The 14087-nt window shown below is 41.4% G+C and carries 14 protein-coding genes; 10 read left to right on the top strand and 4 right to left on the bottom strand.

The annotated features are described in order from the left end of the window. Positions 1-32 precede the first annotated feature (32 nt). Complete coding sequence (locus tag FBF83_RS06535; protein ID WP_136946282.1) at positions 33-1385, bottom strand: dipeptidase; 1353 nt, start codon at positions 1383-1385, stop codon at positions 33-35. Between the two features lie 287 nt (positions 1386-1672). Between FBF83_RS06535 and FBF83_RS06530 the strand changes: the two genes are divergently transcribed. From FBF83_RS06530 to FBF83_RS06505, 6 genes are all read left to right on the top strand, one after another. Beyond that, positions 1673-3658 carry a hypothetical protein gene (locus tag FBF83_RS06530; protein WP_136946281.1) on the top strand — a complete coding sequence of 662 codons (1986 nt, stop codon included), beginning with the start codon at positions 1673-1675 and terminating at the stop codon, positions 3656-3658. A 107-nt stretch (positions 3659-3765) separates the two neighbouring features. After that, positions 3766-4638, top strand: a complete 873-nt coding sequence (locus FBF83_RS06525) for an SMP-30/gluconolactonase/LRE family protein (protein WP_136946280.1) — start codon at positions 3766-3768, stop codon at positions 4636-4638. A 74-nt stretch (positions 4639-4712) separates the two neighbouring features. Beyond that, positions 4713-6716, top strand: coding sequence for a penicillin-binding transpeptidase domain-containing protein (locus FBF83_RS06520; RefSeq protein WP_240687994.1), 2004 nt, complete (start codon positions 4713-4715; stop codon positions 6714-6716). Between the two features lie 253 nt (positions 6717-6969). After that, positions 6970-7497: a DinB family protein gene (locus tag FBF83_RS06515; RefSeq protein WP_136946278.1), complete on the top strand. Its 528-nt coding sequence runs from the start codon at positions 6970-6972 to the stop codon at positions 7495-7497. A 41-nt stretch (positions 7498-7538) separates the two neighbouring features. Beyond that, positions 7539-8099: a GNAT family N-acetyltransferase gene (locus FBF83_RS06510; protein WP_136946277.1), complete on the top strand. Its 561-nt coding sequence runs from the start codon at positions 7539-7541 to the stop codon at positions 8097-8099. Further along, positions 8092-8964, top strand: a complete 873-nt coding sequence (locus FBF83_RS06505; protein WP_136946276.1) for an alpha/beta fold hydrolase — start codon at positions 8092-8094, stop codon at positions 8962-8964. The genes FBF83_RS06510 and FBF83_RS06505 overlap by 8 nt, the downstream gene beginning before the upstream one ends. Positions 8965-8978: 14 nt before the next feature. Here FBF83_RS06505 and FBF83_RS06500 read toward each other — a convergent pair whose 3' ends face one another. Next, positions 8979-9140 carry a Fur-regulated basic protein FbpA gene (locus tag FBF83_RS06500; protein WP_240687993.1) on the bottom strand — a complete coding sequence of 54 codons (162 nt, stop codon included), beginning with the start codon at positions 9138-9140 and terminating at the stop codon, positions 8979-8981. 138 nt (positions 9141-9278) lie between these two features. Here FBF83_RS06500 and FBF83_RS06495 point away from each other — a divergent pair, with 138 nt between their 5' ends. Continuing rightward, positions 9279-10019 (top strand): alpha/beta hydrolase, encoded by a 741-nt coding sequence (locus tag FBF83_RS06495; protein ID WP_136946275.1) that lies wholly within the window; start codon positions 9279-9281, stop codon positions 10017-10019. 19 nt (positions 10020-10038) lie between these two features. Next, positions 10039-10536, top strand: coding sequence for a GNAT family N-acetyltransferase (locus tag FBF83_RS06490; RefSeq protein WP_136946274.1), 498 nt, complete (start codon positions 10039-10041; stop codon positions 10534-10536). Between the two features lie 11 nt (positions 10537-10547). On the opposite strand, the gene FBF83_RS06485 is transcribed toward FBF83_RS06490, so the two are convergent. Then, positions 10548-10874 carry a YciI family protein gene (locus FBF83_RS06485; protein WP_136946273.1) on the bottom strand — a complete coding sequence of 109 codons (327 nt, stop codon included), beginning with the start codon at positions 10872-10874 and terminating at the stop codon, positions 10548-10550. A gap of 257 nt (positions 10875-11131) precedes the next feature. Here FBF83_RS06485 and FBF83_RS06480 point away from each other — a divergent pair, with 257 nt between their 5' ends. Together FBF83_RS06480 and FBF83_RS06475 are read left to right on the top strand one after the other, a co-directional pair. Next, the gene (locus FBF83_RS06480; RefSeq protein WP_136946272.1) at positions 11132-12721 is read left to right on the top strand and encodes a solute:sodium symporter family transporter; all 1590 of its coding nucleotides are present in this window, start codon (positions 11132-11134) and stop codon (positions 12719-12721) included. 66 nt (positions 12722-12787) lie between these two features. Beyond that, entirely contained in the window at positions 12788-13039 is a 252-nt protein-coding gene (locus FBF83_RS06475; RefSeq protein ID WP_136946271.1) for a hypothetical protein, read from the top strand. A gap of 43 nt (positions 13040-13082) precedes the next feature. Here the strand turns inward: FBF83_RS06475 and FBF83_RS06470 are convergent, their stop codons facing one another. Then, positions 13083-13958: an AraC family transcriptional regulator gene (locus tag FBF83_RS06470; RefSeq protein WP_136946270.1), complete on the bottom strand. Its 876-nt coding sequence runs from the start codon at positions 13956-13958 to the stop codon at positions 13083-13085. Positions 13959-14087: the final 129 nt, after the last annotated feature.

Below are 14087 nucleotides of genomic sequence, written 5' to 3'. Positions count from 1 at the left end.
GCCTCCTCTCTTTTCTCTTTAGGAAGGAACTGTCATGACAGTGATTTGAAGTAAGTGCAAACTGTTTCAATCCCTTTTGTGAAATTCTCAATGTGAAAATGTTCATTTGGTGCATGTAAATTCTCTGAGGGTAATCCAAAGCCCATTAATACAACTGGTGCGTTAAGTACTCGTGCAAAGACTTCTACAATTGGAATTGATCCACCTTCTTTAGGGAAAAGGGCACGCACACCGTACACTTCTTCATAAGCGTCAGCAGCTTTTTGTATCATTGGATTTTGGGAGTCGAGGGAAACTGGCTTCGCCTTAATAAACTGTTTAACAGAAACGGATGCACCAGCAGGCTGTTGATCATGAAGGTGTTTTTCGATAAGTTCATAGATGTGCTGTGGATCCTGATGGCCTACAAGGCGACAGCTGATTTTGCCACTTGCTTCAGAAGGAATAATGGTTTTGATTCCATCCCCTTGATAGCCTCCTGAAATGCCGTTGATTTCAAGTGTTGGACGGATACCTGTTTGCTCCTTGAACGTGAAGCCTTTTTCGCCAAATAATGCTGTTAAACCAAGATGATTTTTCATTGCTTCTTCATCTGAAGGAATCTGAGCAATTTCTTCTCTTAGCTCATTCGTTACTTCAGGCACACCTTCATAAAACCCTTCAACAGCAATTGTGCCATCTTCATTATGAAGGCTATCAAGAATACGGAGAAGTGAGTGAACCGCATTCGGTACACCTCCACCGTAAACGCCCGAATGAAGATCTGTATTAGCCGTTTTCACGTTAACTTCCATTGCAAGTGCACCACGAAGAGATGTGCAGATAGCAGGTAGCCCCTCTTTAATAAAAGAAGTATCAGAAATAACAACTGCATCTGCAGCAAGTTTTTCTGTATGTTCCTGGATAAATGGAACAAGATGAGGGCTTGCGATTTCTTCTTCTCCTTCAATACAGAATTTCACGTTCACTGGAAGCTTACCGTTTTCTTTCATCAATAATTCTATTGCTTTGATATGGATGAACAGCTGCCCTTTATCGTCCGTAGCGCCTCTAGCATAAATTTTGTTGTCGCGGATGACAGGATCGAATGGCGGTGTTTCCCATAGATCAAGAGGATCAGCGGGTTGCACATCATAGTGTCCATAGATGAGAATAGTTGGTTGCCCTTCTGCATGAAGCCAGTCAGCATAAACGAGTGGGTGACCATCCGTTTCAATAACCTCTATATTCTCCATTCCAGTTTTCTCTAAAGCAGTTGCAACCCATTTAGATCCTTTATCAACATCAGATTTATGATCTGGTACAGCTGAGATGCTAGGAATTTGTAAGAATTCCTGAAGCTCTTCTAGAAATGATTCCTTATGTAATTCGATGCTCTCTTTCATTGGTATGCCCTCCTTATTTCTCGTTGTCCTTATTATAAGGGAGCGAGAGGACTTTGCCCATTATAAGACGTGAGCGAGAATGGTTCAGATTTAATGACATATCCGCGAATTCTTGAATATTTCCGCGAAAATATATTTTTATCCGCGAAAACGGTGATATCCGCGATAATCTCGATATATCCGCGATTTCCTCCATAATTGAAAATAAATAGGTCATTAGAATCGGTTTCTTTTCCTGGTATTGGGGTACAAATAGCTATCTTGAAAATATTGGGGGATGTATGGAAATGGAAACATCATTTTCAAATTCAGAACAGCAAAAGTTTGCGAGTACTCTTCAGTCATTTAAGGAAAATCGTCAAAATCCACTTGTGTTAGAAGAACTTTTATCAGACGCTGCCGTTCTCATTGATCAAAATAAATTAGAAGATCTTTACCAGTTGGCAGGGGAGTATGATCAAGCAGGGGTTTTTGAAGGTGGACCTTGGGAAAATCCGCGAAAACTACAGGCACCGCTTGTAGGTGGTTCATTCAAAGTTGAAGGAGATTATTCGATACTAGAAGTATTAAGCGAACTTCGTGTGCTTGCGATCGCTAAGGGTAATTACCAACACTCGAATCTTACGGCAGACGAAGCTCGAAGCTTTCTAAATAAAATTATGGCGCTTAATCTTAACATGATCTTTCCTCCAGAAACGGAGGAAGCACGAATTAATCAGACTCAGGAGCAAAAGAGGGGAATTCATCTTTTCCAATATCTAGCGGAACAATTGTCCCTTGGAGCTTTATCATCAACTTTAGTGAATGAAATTGATCGTTTGACAGCACAGCGTCCTATTATGGTGAAGCGGATTAAAGAAATGATTGGATTTGCGGAAAACCTTCTTTCCTCAGAGGATCTTGATCCACAGGGGCGTGAGAATATTCAACGCTATCTCGATAGCGTAACTACACCAACAGAATTAAGCAAAACTCATCCAGACTTTACACAATACAAAAATGAGTTTACTGTCTTATCCGACATGGAGAAGGAGCTAGAAGCGGAAAGGTTCGCTGATCTCATGCGAGACACAGGACTTGTAGCACCAATACACGCGAATCTTGTACGCTTCTTAGCCGAAGAAGATGCGAGCAATTTACTTGTTCTTACCCTTGGACTGACTGAAAAAGGGGAAGCAAACTTAAATGAGCACTTTACATTAGTGAAAGAGCTCATAACGTTAGCCATTTACCCTTCTACAGCTCAATCGCTCTATGGTCTGGCAAGAATGCTTGAGCGTGGTGTGCTATCATCACCACCTGTTATTCCAGGTCTTGAGAGGATTATCGAAATTGATATGTTACCTGAGGTAGAAAAAGATTTAATGGAGTCTCGAAATAATCCTGACGATTTGACGCCAGTTGGAATCCTGCTCTCAGGCATTCTTAGCGTTCTAGGCCAACCGCTCGGCATCGGTCAGGGAATGAATCCAACCTGTCAATCAGCAAGAGGAATTAGTCTTTGGTCTCAGCATGATCCAGGATTCCTTCTAGAACTAGTTGCGAGAGCGTGTCGTGATGGAGAAGTGGATATTTCGTTTGAAGGCGCAGAGATTAATTCTTCTCTAATCGCTGGTGGACTTGCGCCAGATCTTCATAAAGAGCTTGATGCGGTATCACTTATTCTCGTACCTCACCTTGATCGCGTTTATGATGAAATGATGAAGCGAAGTGCGTTCCGTGGGGAGGATGGCCATAAATTTGTTAACCCTGAATTCTATGGTCAGTGGATCTCGAAGGAATTTTCTTCGGTCATTAATCCGGTTACAGGAGGCGTTTCTGATTACGAGAATTTCGCCCGCTTGTTTTATGCAACGCATCATCCGGAATTCAATGAAGGTCACCAGCTGATCTATCCAAATCCGGTTGGAATATTTGTTACAACAGCTAACGCTGATCTACTTGGCTTACATGCGATCTCCATTCAGCGCATCGCACAAGATGCGTCTGGAGATGTTCGAGTTTATTTCTATAATCCGAACAATGATAGTGGCCAGGACTGGGGACAGGGCATTAAATCGACTGTTAGAAATAACGGTGAGGAGGAAGGGGAAGCATCGCTTCCGTTTGACCAATTCCTCTCGCGTGTTTATGCGTACCATTATAATCCGAATGAAATGGGAGATTTATCGGCTGTGCCGTCTGATGCGATTGAAAGAGTGACAACACTGGCAAAAGAGAGCTGGGGCCAAAAGTATCAGTGGACGAATCTAGCGAATCCTTTCCTAATTTAATGTCATAGTGGGTTCCCTTCTCGTACTGAGAAGGTGGACCCTTTTCTTATTAAAAGGTAAAGTATAGACAAACGAAGAGCACCTTACTGACTGAAGGAGGAATTAAAATGGAAGCGAAACTAGTAATTGATGCACGTGCAATACTCGGAGAGGGTCCATGTTGGGATGAGAACCGCCAGCTCCTCTATTGGGTTGATATTGAAGGGAAAAAGGTGCATGCCTATAACCCGATGACTGCAGGTAATATTGAGATGAAACAGGAGCAAATGGTAGGAACAATTGCACCTAGAGAGTCAGGTGGTTTAGTTATGGCAATGTCTGGCGGCTTCTATGCTATGAACCTCTCAACTGAACAAGTGGACGCAATCACAGATCCAGAAAGTCATTTGCCTGAGAATCGCTTCAATGATGGGAAGTGCGATCCAGCGGGCAGGTTTTGGGCAGGAACGACGCATTTAGAAGGTTTAAAAGAAAGAGGCGCTCTCTATTGTCTCGATGAAAACCTTAAAGTGACAAAGAAGGTTGATCATGTGAGTACATCGAATGGCATTGCCTGGTCACCAGACACACGTTATATGTATTTCATTGATACCCCTACTAAAAAAGTTGTTCGCTATGATTATGATTTCTCGACAGGGGATATACAAAATCCAGTAGAGGTGATTACAATTCCTGACGGAGAAGGAATGCCAGATGGAATGACAAGTGATGAAGAAGGGAATCTGTGGATTGCCCATTGGGGTGGTTCAAAGGTAACGAGGTGGAATCCTGATAATGGAGAACGTTTGCTTGAAGTGAGTGTACCTGCTGTAAATGTAACGTCTTGTACGTTCGGTGGGAAGGAGCGCAATGAACTTTATATTACAACGGCTAGAACAAATACGAGTGAAGATGAACTGAAGAAGTTCCCTTATGCAGGAGGCGTTTTTCGAGTGAAAACGGATGTGAAGGGAAGCCGCACTTACGCCTTCAAAGGGTAAGACTTAACTCTTTTTTCTCGTAGCAAGTTCTTTTATACTATAGGAAAATAAAGGAATAGAGGGGAATGCTCATTTTGAATTTTAGATCATTCTTAGTAACGGGGCTTTTCATCTTGCTTCTGGCTGGTTGTTCTAGTCCCCCATCAGCGATTGATGCGTTTGATACATATGTTAAGAACTGGAATAAACAGGAGTTTAGTAGTATGTATGATCAATTATCTCCTGCTACACAGAAGTCGATTTCGAAAGAAGAATTTGTTGAGCGGTACAAAACCATTTATAAAGATGTCGAGGCACGGGATTTAAAGGTAACGTTCAAGAAACCTGAAGAAGAGCCTGAACCAAATGAAGAAGGAGAAGTGAGTTTTCCATTCTCTGTATCTATGCAGACGCTAGCTGGAGAAGTCGCTTTTGAAAACGAGGCAACGCTTGTGCTTACTGAAGAAGAGGATTCAGAAACTTACGGTGTGAACTGGAATCCCTCTTTTATTTTTAAGGAATTAAAAGAAGGAGAAGAAGTGAGCATTAATTCTGCCGTTCCAACTCGTGGTGAGATAACGGATCGAAATAGTGCAGACCTCGCAGTTAATGGGGCTGTCAACGAGATCGGTGTGGTTCCAGAGAAAATCGAATCAGATAAGGACAAGATCCTTTCAGAGTTAAGTGAAGTACTGAAAGTTAGTGTCGAGGATTTGGAAAAAGATTTAAACCAGAGCTGGGTACAGACGGATCCTACACAATTTGTTCCCATTAAAAGTGTGATGAAATCAGAGAAAGAGCTTGTAAAGGAAGCAAAGAATATTACAGGCGTGATGGTTAGTGAAAAGACCGAGCGGATTTACCCATTCGGTGAGAGCGCCGCACACTTAACCGGCTATATTCGCAATCTACAGAAAGAGGATTTAGAAGAATATGCTGCAAAAGGGTACTCAAGTTACGAGAAAATTGGTGTAGCTGGGCTAGAACAAGTATACGAAGAGAAGCTACATGGGGAAACTGGCTGGACAATTGCAATAAAAGGAACAGATTCGGAATCAGATAAAGAGATTGCAAGTAAACCGAAAGTGGATGGCGAGAACATCCAGGTGACGATTGATTCGACCGTACAGGAGATGCTTTATAAACAACTTGACGGTGAACCTGGTACAGCTGTTGCTCTACATCCAACAACTGGTGAGACGCTTGCTTTAACAAGTTCTCCTTCTTATAACCCTAACGATTTTACTCTTGGATTTGATGAGGGGGAGTATGCAGCGCTCGCGGGTGATAAGAATCAACCTTTTGCTGCGAAGTTTAATAAGACGTATTCACCAGGTTCAACCGTTAAACCCCTAACGGCTGCAATTGCGCTGCAGGATGGCGATTTAGATCCGAAGGCGAAGGAAGAAATTGACGGGTTAAAATGGCAGAAGGACTCTAGCTGGGGCGGATATAGCGTTACACGAGTGAAGCCGGCTGATCCTGAAGTTACTCTTGAAGAAGCTCTGATTCACTCAGATAATATTTACTTTGCACGAAAAGCGCTTGATCTTGGTGCGGATAAGTTTCAAAAAGGACTTGAGTCATTTCTGATTGGTCAAGATGTTGACTTTCCATTCCCTACGGAGAACTCTTCAGTTTCGAACAAAGAGTTAGGTAGCGGAATTCTGTTAGCAGACTCTGGCTATGGTCAGGGACAGCTACAGATTTCTCCTTATCACCTGGCAATGACGTATACAACGTTTGCAAATGAAGGGAAAATGATTAAACCAACGCTCAAAATGGATGAAGATTCTCCTCAAACAGTGGAGGTAGTTTCTCCTGAGGTTGCATCAGTTGTGAATGATGCACTTTCAAAAGTAGTTTCGAGTCCTGAAGGAACCGCACATGACCCGGTTGTGAAAGGAATCTCGATTGCAGGGAAAACTGGAACTGCTGAGTTAAAAGGAGCGGGTGAAGAAACCGGACAGGAAAACGGTTTGTTCGTTGCGTATAACACGGATCGTAAAGACTTACTCATCGCAATGATGGTTGAAAACGCATCAAGTCACGATATTACAGGCAAAGTGAAGAAGGTTTTCAGAGATATGCAGCCATAAGCGGGTGTGATGAGCTTTGTTGTGGTGGTTATTGATGTGGAAATCAGGTTTATTGTCCAAAATGCGGATTTATTAGCCAAAAATCAATTATATTGTCCAAAATCGGATTTTATTGTCTAAATCCCGAGAAAGGTCCCTACTCATTCGTATTGACGATGTAGGGACCTTTTTTTGTAATCGAAGAGGAATTCATTAGTCAAAAAAAGAAAGTAGTAAAGGATGGATAAAAAAGGATAAGAAAGGCGGATGTTTCATGAAGAATGACCATAGCCTTTGTTTAATAGGTGAGAAAGAAGGATTCACACCTGAAATAGGCAGGCTAATTTCGATGATGGATTATGTGAGACATACAACAGAGGATGAGATAAAAGGATTAACGATTGAACAGCTTGATTTCAAACTTGACGACAAAGGTAATTCGATAGGGATGCTACTCCAGCATATGGCGGCAACTGAAAAGGCTTTTCAAATTATGACGTTCCAAGAGCGTGAGATGAACGATGCCGAATGGAACGAGCTTAGTGTTGGACTTAATCTTGATGAGAAGGCGAAGCGCGAAGTACATGGTCATGACCTCGATTATTATTGGAGTGAACTCAGTCTCGTTCGTGCTGAAACACGTGATGAATTTCGCAAGAAGGATGACGACTGGCTCGAAGGTGTTACGCCGTTTGGCTGGGATGAACGAGCAAATCATTATTTTAAATGGTTTCACGTGATGGAAGATGAAATTAGTCATCGAGGCCAAATTCGATTAATTAAAAGAAGGTTAACTACATAAGAAATTATTCAGTCATCAAAGGAAGAGAGAGGAACGGCCCCATGTTTAAATACCAAGTTAATGAAGATCTTTATTTACGAATGTACACAGTAGACGATGCAGCAGCACTCTATCATTTAATTGAAGAATCACGAGACCACTTGAAAGAGTGGCTAGCATGGGTGGATTACAATACGGACGTTGAAGCGTCCAAAGAATGGATTCAGGGCACATTTAAGGGTGTGGTCGAAACAGGTGGTTATCCAAAAACACTGGCGATCATTTATCAAGATGAGCTCGTAGGAACGGTCGGCTTTAATGAGGTGAATCGAACGCACAAGTATGCATCGATCGGATACTGGCTAAGTGAAAAAAATCAAAAAAAGGGAATCATAACAGAGGCTTGTCGGGCCATTGTTACGTATGGTTTTAGTGACATTGGGCTTAATCGAATAGAAATTCGTGCTGCATCTGGTAACAAAAAAAGCCGTGCTATCCCTGAGCGTCTAGGTTTTCATGAAGAAGGAATACTACGACAAATTGAGCTAGTAAATGAAGAGTTCTATGATCACGTTGTATACAGTATGCTTGCTGAGGATTGGAAAAGGAAGCACGATGGCTGAGGGAGAAATACTTCAATATGACTATTACGTTGAGCGAATAGGACAGGGAGATCCACTGATTTTTCTACCAGCTGGTGGTTTTCTAGGTAATGAGGGAATGAATATCGCACACCATTTAAAAGAAGACTATGAAACTCACATGCTTGACCTACCAGGTATGGGGAGAGGATCAGGTCTAGAAGAGCGAGTAACAGCGCTTGATATGGCAAATTGGGTTAAGGATTATCTTGATGCGAGAAAGATTAACCGAGCGGTAATGATAGGACATTCCCTTGGCGGTGCGATAGCTCTTAGTTTTGCAGCGCATTATCCCGATCGCGTAATTAAGTTAGTCCTTCTCGATCAAGGACATAAACCATTCCCTAGAGTTCCTCTATCTGAATTCGGACCGTTTGCATTTGCTTTTCCACTAATAAATGCAATGGCTCAGGCAATTGGGAAACCTTTTACTGAGAGAGTTGCGGGATTCTTTAGTATAAGTAAGAGAGGGCTTGAAGATAAGGTTGATGCGTTTTGTGGGGCAGTATCTATCGAGAAAACAGAGTATGTTCGGTTGGCAATAAGAGATCAGGTGAGCATGTCAGGCGATTCTCTTAATCTGATGTTCGGACTATATAATTTGAATCAGATGAAGCTATTGGAACAACTGAATGTACCAACCTATCTAGCCTATGCAACGTTTGAAGATATCGATCGTAAGGAAGAACGAAGAACTAGGAAGCATGTTCAAAAGTTAAAGAAAACAACCTTTCCTATCGCGTTCCGTTCTGTCGAGAGCGGTCACTATGTGCATTGGAGTGACCCTTTGCTTCTTGGTGACATCCAAACCTTCTTACTATCAAAAAAAACCCTCCAGAGGATGTAAGTCCTGTGGAGGTATTATTTCATATCGACTTGACCCATTAGTGCTTGTAGCTCTTCAATCGTGCATTCGTATAGCTGTTTGTCTTTTAATCTATAAATGCCACGGTCCAATAGACGGTGAATGAAAGATTGTTTCTGTTGGTTCGCCATTCTGTCAGTTGTTCTTAGATTTTCCATTGTAAAATTCCTCCTGTTAGTTATATCCAGGTAATATGTTCCACCGTTATGAGGGATGTAAACATCTATGAACACATTGGGTAAAAAAGGACTGTGTTGCTTTATATCTAATGTTATTTTGGGAATGGAGAGGTTTAGATGAGTAATCATATACATAAAGGCGCAGAACCGTTTCATATGGAGGGAAATCAGATTGGGGTACTAGTTCTTCATGGGTTTACTGGTTCAACACAGAGCATGCGGGGGCTTGGTGAGGAATTGGCATCTGAAGGATATACGGTGTGTGGACCTCGATTAAAAGGCCACGGTACGCATTATGAAGACATGGAACAAAGTACATACAAAGAATGGATTCAATCCGTGGAAGAAGGGTATCAGTGGCTAAATGAGCGATGTGAACAAATCTTTATCACTGGTCTTTCGATGGGGGGAACCCTGACGTTGTATTTAGCAGAGCAGCACCCTGAAGTGAAAGGAATTATGCCGATAAATGCTGCCATTGACTTGCCGGAGCTTGAACAAATGCGTGGGAAAGTAGAGCCTCGTTTTCTTGATGCGATTGGCTCAGATATAAAGGCAGAGGGTGTAGAGGAACTGGCTTACGAAAAAACGCCGATGAAATCAATCCAGGAAATCCTTCAGTTAATTGATTTAACTCAGAATGAACTCGGTTCAATTAAGATGCCAGCGTTACTTTTTAAATCACTAGAGGATCATGTTGTGCCACCAGAAAATACAGAGAGAATCTATGAAGGAATTTCATCTGAGGATAAAGAGATCATTGAACTGACTGATAGTTATCATGTGGCAACGCTTGATCATGATAAAGGAGAAATTGCTGAGAAGTGTAAAGCGTTTATAAAGAAATTAAGTAGATAGCGGAAAGAGGGAGAGAACGATGGAAATTAGACGACTGACTGCAGAGGATGCAGAAGCATATTATGAGCTAAGGTTAGAAGCATTAAAGAAGAATCCAGAAGCGTATGCAGCAAGCTACGAAGAGGCGATACAGAGGGATAATCCGGTTGAACAAACAGCTAGGAACATGAAGTCTGGATTCACGTTTGGTGCTTTTGTCGATAACACTCTCGTAGGAGTTGTGACGTTGGTAAGAGGGAGTGGCATGAAAGTTCGCCATAAAGCAGATCTTTTCGCTGTTTATGTAACGCCAGAGCAACGAGGTAAAGGGGTCGGACGTGATCTCCTATCTCACGTGCTAGATTATGCGAAAAGTTTGGATGGTTTATTGAAGTTGAGTGTGTCAGTTGTAACGACGAATGAACGAGCAAAATCGTTGTACAAAAGCTTCGGATTTAAAACGATTCTGATCGAAGAGAAATCATTATATGTTAAAGGGACATTTCTTGATGAAGAGCATATGGTGCAATTTTTTTAGTAAAGCAGACGTTATGACGTCTGCTTTACTGTGAAATCTTCGTTATAGAGGGCAACACGAAAAGGGAATAGCTCGGCTGTCATGATCCCATCACGTACGGCGGGGTCATTTCTCATGAGCTTTTGGGCTTCGTCTTCTGAAGATACCTGAATGACAACTATTCCAAAAGAAGACCGATCCTCATTCGTCGTTCTTCCCGCCATAATTAGGGTGTTGTTCTTTAACAGCTGCTGAAGTGAATGGAAATGCTCTGCAACAATGCTGTTTTCTTTCTCTGTCCAATTGCTTTCTTCCAAAAGCGCTGGTATTAATGATAGTTTATAAAGAAATTGTTTCATGAATAACCTCCAGAATATATGGGATATTACCTTTTTCTTGTTAACGCTTTGAATTCCTGCAATAAGCCGCTATTCCTCTAATGGGAAGCGGCTTTTTTGTTTTTCACAATAAAGAAAAGCAAAAAAGTGCAAGAATTCCTCATTTTTTTACCGTTGAAACGCTTACACATAGCGGTATAGAATGAAACACAGAAATAAAAACGCATACATAGCTTTGTACGAATCTTTGATTCCGCTTACAAAAAGGAGAGGCAGCGATGAATATATTTACAATCGGGTCATTTTTATTCTTTACAGGTATGGTGGCATTAATCTCCTATCTGTTTACGAGAAAAGAAAATTTAGAAACACAGGACGGTTATTTTCTTGGAGGAAGAAGTCTAGGTGCATGGGTCATTGCTGGTTCGCTGATGCTGACGAATCTATCAACAGAGCAGTTAGTTGGTTTAAATGCTCAAGGGTATTCCGATACGATCGCTGTTATGGGTTGGGAAGTTGGTTCAGCCATTTCGTTAGTAATTGTCGCTTTCTTCTTGCTTCCCCGTTATCTTAAGGGTGGAATTACAACGATTCCTGATTTTCTAGAAGAACGGTATGATTTTGGAACGAAGCAAATTGTTACCATTCTATTTCTTTTTGGGTACGTTTTCAACTTGCTTCCTCCAATTCTGTATTCTGGTGCGGTTGCCATGAATGGATTGTTCGATATCCCTGAAATGCTAGGGTTAGGTCGAATTGCTAGTTTGTATGTTACGGTGTTTGCAATTGGAATTATTGGAGCAATTTACGCGATTTTCGGTGGGCTGAAAGCTGTAGCCGTATCCGATACGATAAATGGAATTGGCTTGCTTATTGGTGGATTAATGATTCCGATTATCGGATTGTATGTTCTTGGTGATGGATCAATCTTCGGTGGATTCAATACGATCGTAGAAAACTCTCCTGAGAAGCTAAATTCGGTTGGAGATGAGAATAGCCCTGTGCCTTTTGGTACCATGTTCACAGGAATGCTTCTCGTTAACTTATTCTACTGGGGAACAGCGCAGCATATTATGCAGCGTGCTATTGCAGCTAAGAACTTAAAGGAAGGACAGAAGGGCGTACTGATTGCAGCGTTTTTGAAGTTGCTTGGACCAGTCTTCCTTATCCTGCCGGGGATTATCGCTTATAACATGTTTGGGCCGGGTCTTGAGCCAACAGATGCTTACCCAAGACTCGTGACGGAAGTATTGCCGAAGCCTCTTGTTGGGTTTTTCGCAGCAGTTCTGTTTGGTGCGATTCTTTCATCCTTTAATTCAGCGCTCAATTCATCTGTTACGTTGATTGCATTAAACATCTATAAGCCATATTTTAATCCGAAAGCACCTGATCGGGTGGTTGTTCGAAAAGGAAAGTTTGTAGGTATCATTCTTGCTCTATTCGCAATGTGTATCGCACCACTGATCGATAAGGTACCTCAAGGCTTCTTTCAATACTTGCAAATAGTAAATGGATTTTATAACGTTCCAATCTTTACAATTCTAATTGTTGGTTACTTAACAAAACGAGTTCCTTCAATTGCAGCGAAAATTGCGCTGTTTGTGTTTATCTCAACTTACGCTATGACACAGCTCGTTTGGGATACAGGGATCCACTTCCTACACATACTTGGAATCTTGTTTGTAGCCTGTACGATTCTGATGTTAGTGATTGGTAAAATTGCGCCTCGTGATACAGATTTTGTACTTGAACAAAATGCGAAGGTGGATATGTCACCATGGAAGCTCCTTTACCCAGTTGGAATAGCAGCTTCAGTAGCAATGATTGTTATTTATATCTTACTTTCACCAATTGGAATCATTTCGTAATGTCCCCTTGTACGTCCATTTGATATAATAGGAGCAATGTCAAATGGAATGAAGGAATGATGTGTGATGAGTAAGGCGAGTGAGCCAATCGAATCGCTATATCATAGCGTATACGAATCATTAGAAAAGCTACAGTCCCAAGTTAATGATCTAGACGAAAAGCTTGATCCAAAAGATCCAGCTGATATAGAGAAGCTTGAACGAACGCAGTTTGCACTTCAGCTTTCAAAAGACGTATTAGAGAACTTTGTAGCATCTGGGAAAAGCATGACAATCAATTATGATAAACGCACAATTACAATTGAAGTTTCCAAATGAAACAGGACCGCGAAAGCGGTCCTGTTTTGTTGTTCATAATGGGCTAGGTTGTATGGAGTGAAAGGTTTGTGCTTGATCGATATTTACCAGGTGACGTGCCGGTTACCTTTTTGAACACTTTGTTAAAATAATTCGCATTTTTATACCCAATCAGGGCTGCAATGTCTTCTGAGGAATATTTGGTATTTAACAAAAGCTCTTTAGCTTTTTTAATGCGAATATCCGTTAAATATTGAATTGGCGTCTGATTTGTATATTGCTTAAATTGTCTAGTGAAATGGTAGCGAGACATGCCGGATGAAGCCGCCATTTCATCAGGTCCAATTTCTTCTCCGTAATGGTTCATAGCAAACATAGACGCTTCAACAATAGCTTCTGGCCACTGCGAAAGTCTCTTCTCAAGATTTGAACAGTAATTGAAGAGCTTCATCGTAAACTGATACGCATAACCTGATGCCTGGTGAGCGTTCGCTATTTGCTGTGAAGCGGCCATTTCAATTAAATTTAATACGTATAGAACAGGCTCAGAATCAGGCTGGAAGTGAATAATATGTCCAATTTCCTCTTGAATGTCGTTCCAGTATTTCTTAACCACATCTCCGTATAAGGTGATGTAGATGAACTCCCAGCGTTCGCTATCATCTGGGAGATAGTAGCGGTAATCTCCTGGTATATTAACGATGAACCCCTGGCCTGGTGTGAGCTCATGCGTAAGGCCGTCGATTTCAATACAACCTTTTCCCGAAATCGTGTATTGAAAAATATACTTTCCGGTGTCTCTGCGATTTGTTCCATCCCAATCATAGAGAGAAGAAGTTTGCTCATCCCAACCGAGCGACCAGATTTGAGCAATGTTTTGAAGCATTGGATCTGAGAAACGATAGCCGTATGATCCGTATAATGTTGGCTTTTCTTCCATAGTAAATCTCCTTCATAAGCAAAATAGTGCAATTTATTCAAATAAATAAAGGACGAATATTACTTTCTTTTTACTAGTTTAGCTGATATGAACGCCTATGTCTAAGCAAGAAAAGGAAAAAATGCTATT

The sequence above is a fragment of the Guptibacillus hwajinpoensis genome (assembly GCF_005144865.1).
GTDB lineage: Bacteria > Bacillota > Bacilli > Bacillales > Guptibacillaceae > Guptibacillus > Guptibacillus hwajinpoensis_A.
Note: the sequence above shows the minus strand (reverse complement) of the source record. Positions and strands in the feature narration are given on the sequence as shown.

What these genes read in the sequence shown, in the direction of transcription:
- FBF83_RS06515 (WP_136946278.1), top strand. Translation starts at nt 6,970, where the DNA reads ATGAAGAATGACCATAGCCTTTGTTTAATAGGTGAGAAAGAAGGATTC.
- FBF83_RS06500 (WP_240687993.1), bottom strand. Translation starts at nt 9,140, where the DNA reads ATGGAAAATCTAAGAACAACTGACAGAATGGCGAACCAACAGAAACAA.
- FBF83_RS06510 (WP_136946277.1), top strand. Translation starts at nt 7,539, where the DNA reads ATGTTTAAATACCAAGTTAATGAAGATCTTTATTTACGAATGTACACA.
- FBF83_RS06470 (WP_136946270.1), bottom strand. Translation starts at nt 13,958, where the DNA reads ATGGAAGAAAAGCCAACATTATACGGATCATACGGCTATCGTTTCTCA.
- FBF83_RS06505 (WP_136946276.1), top strand. Translation starts at nt 8,092, where the DNA reads ATGGCTGAGGGAGAAATACTTCAATATGACTATTACGTTGAGCGAATA.
- FBF83_RS06525 (WP_136946280.1), top strand. Translation starts at nt 3,766, where the DNA reads ATGGAAGCGAAACTAGTAATTGATGCACGTGCAATACTCGGAGAGGGT.
- FBF83_RS06480 (WP_136946272.1), top strand. Translation starts at nt 11,132, where the DNA reads ATGAATATATTTACAATCGGGTCATTTTTATTCTTTACAGGTATGGTG.
- FBF83_RS06485 (WP_136946273.1), bottom strand. Translation starts at nt 10,874, where the DNA reads ATGAAACAATTTCTTTATAAACTATCATTAATACCAGCGCTTTTGGAA.
- FBF83_RS06475 (WP_136946271.1), top strand. Translation starts at nt 12,788, where the DNA reads ATGAGTAAGGCGAGTGAGCCAATCGAATCGCTATATCATAGCGTATAC.
- FBF83_RS06535 (WP_136946282.1), bottom strand. Translation starts at nt 1,385, where the DNA reads ATGAAAGAGAGCATCGAATTACATAAGGAATCATTTCTAGAAGAGCTT.
- FBF83_RS06490 (WP_136946274.1), top strand. Translation starts at nt 10,039, where the DNA reads ATGGAAATTAGACGACTGACTGCAGAGGATGCAGAAGCATATTATGAG.
- FBF83_RS06530 (WP_136946281.1), top strand. Translation starts at nt 1,673, where the DNA reads ATGGAAACATCATTTTCAAATTCAGAACAGCAAAAGTTTGCGAGTACT.
- FBF83_RS06495 (WP_136946275.1), top strand. Translation starts at nt 9,279, where the DNA reads ATGAGTAATCATATACATAAAGGCGCAGAACCGTTTCATATGGAGGGA.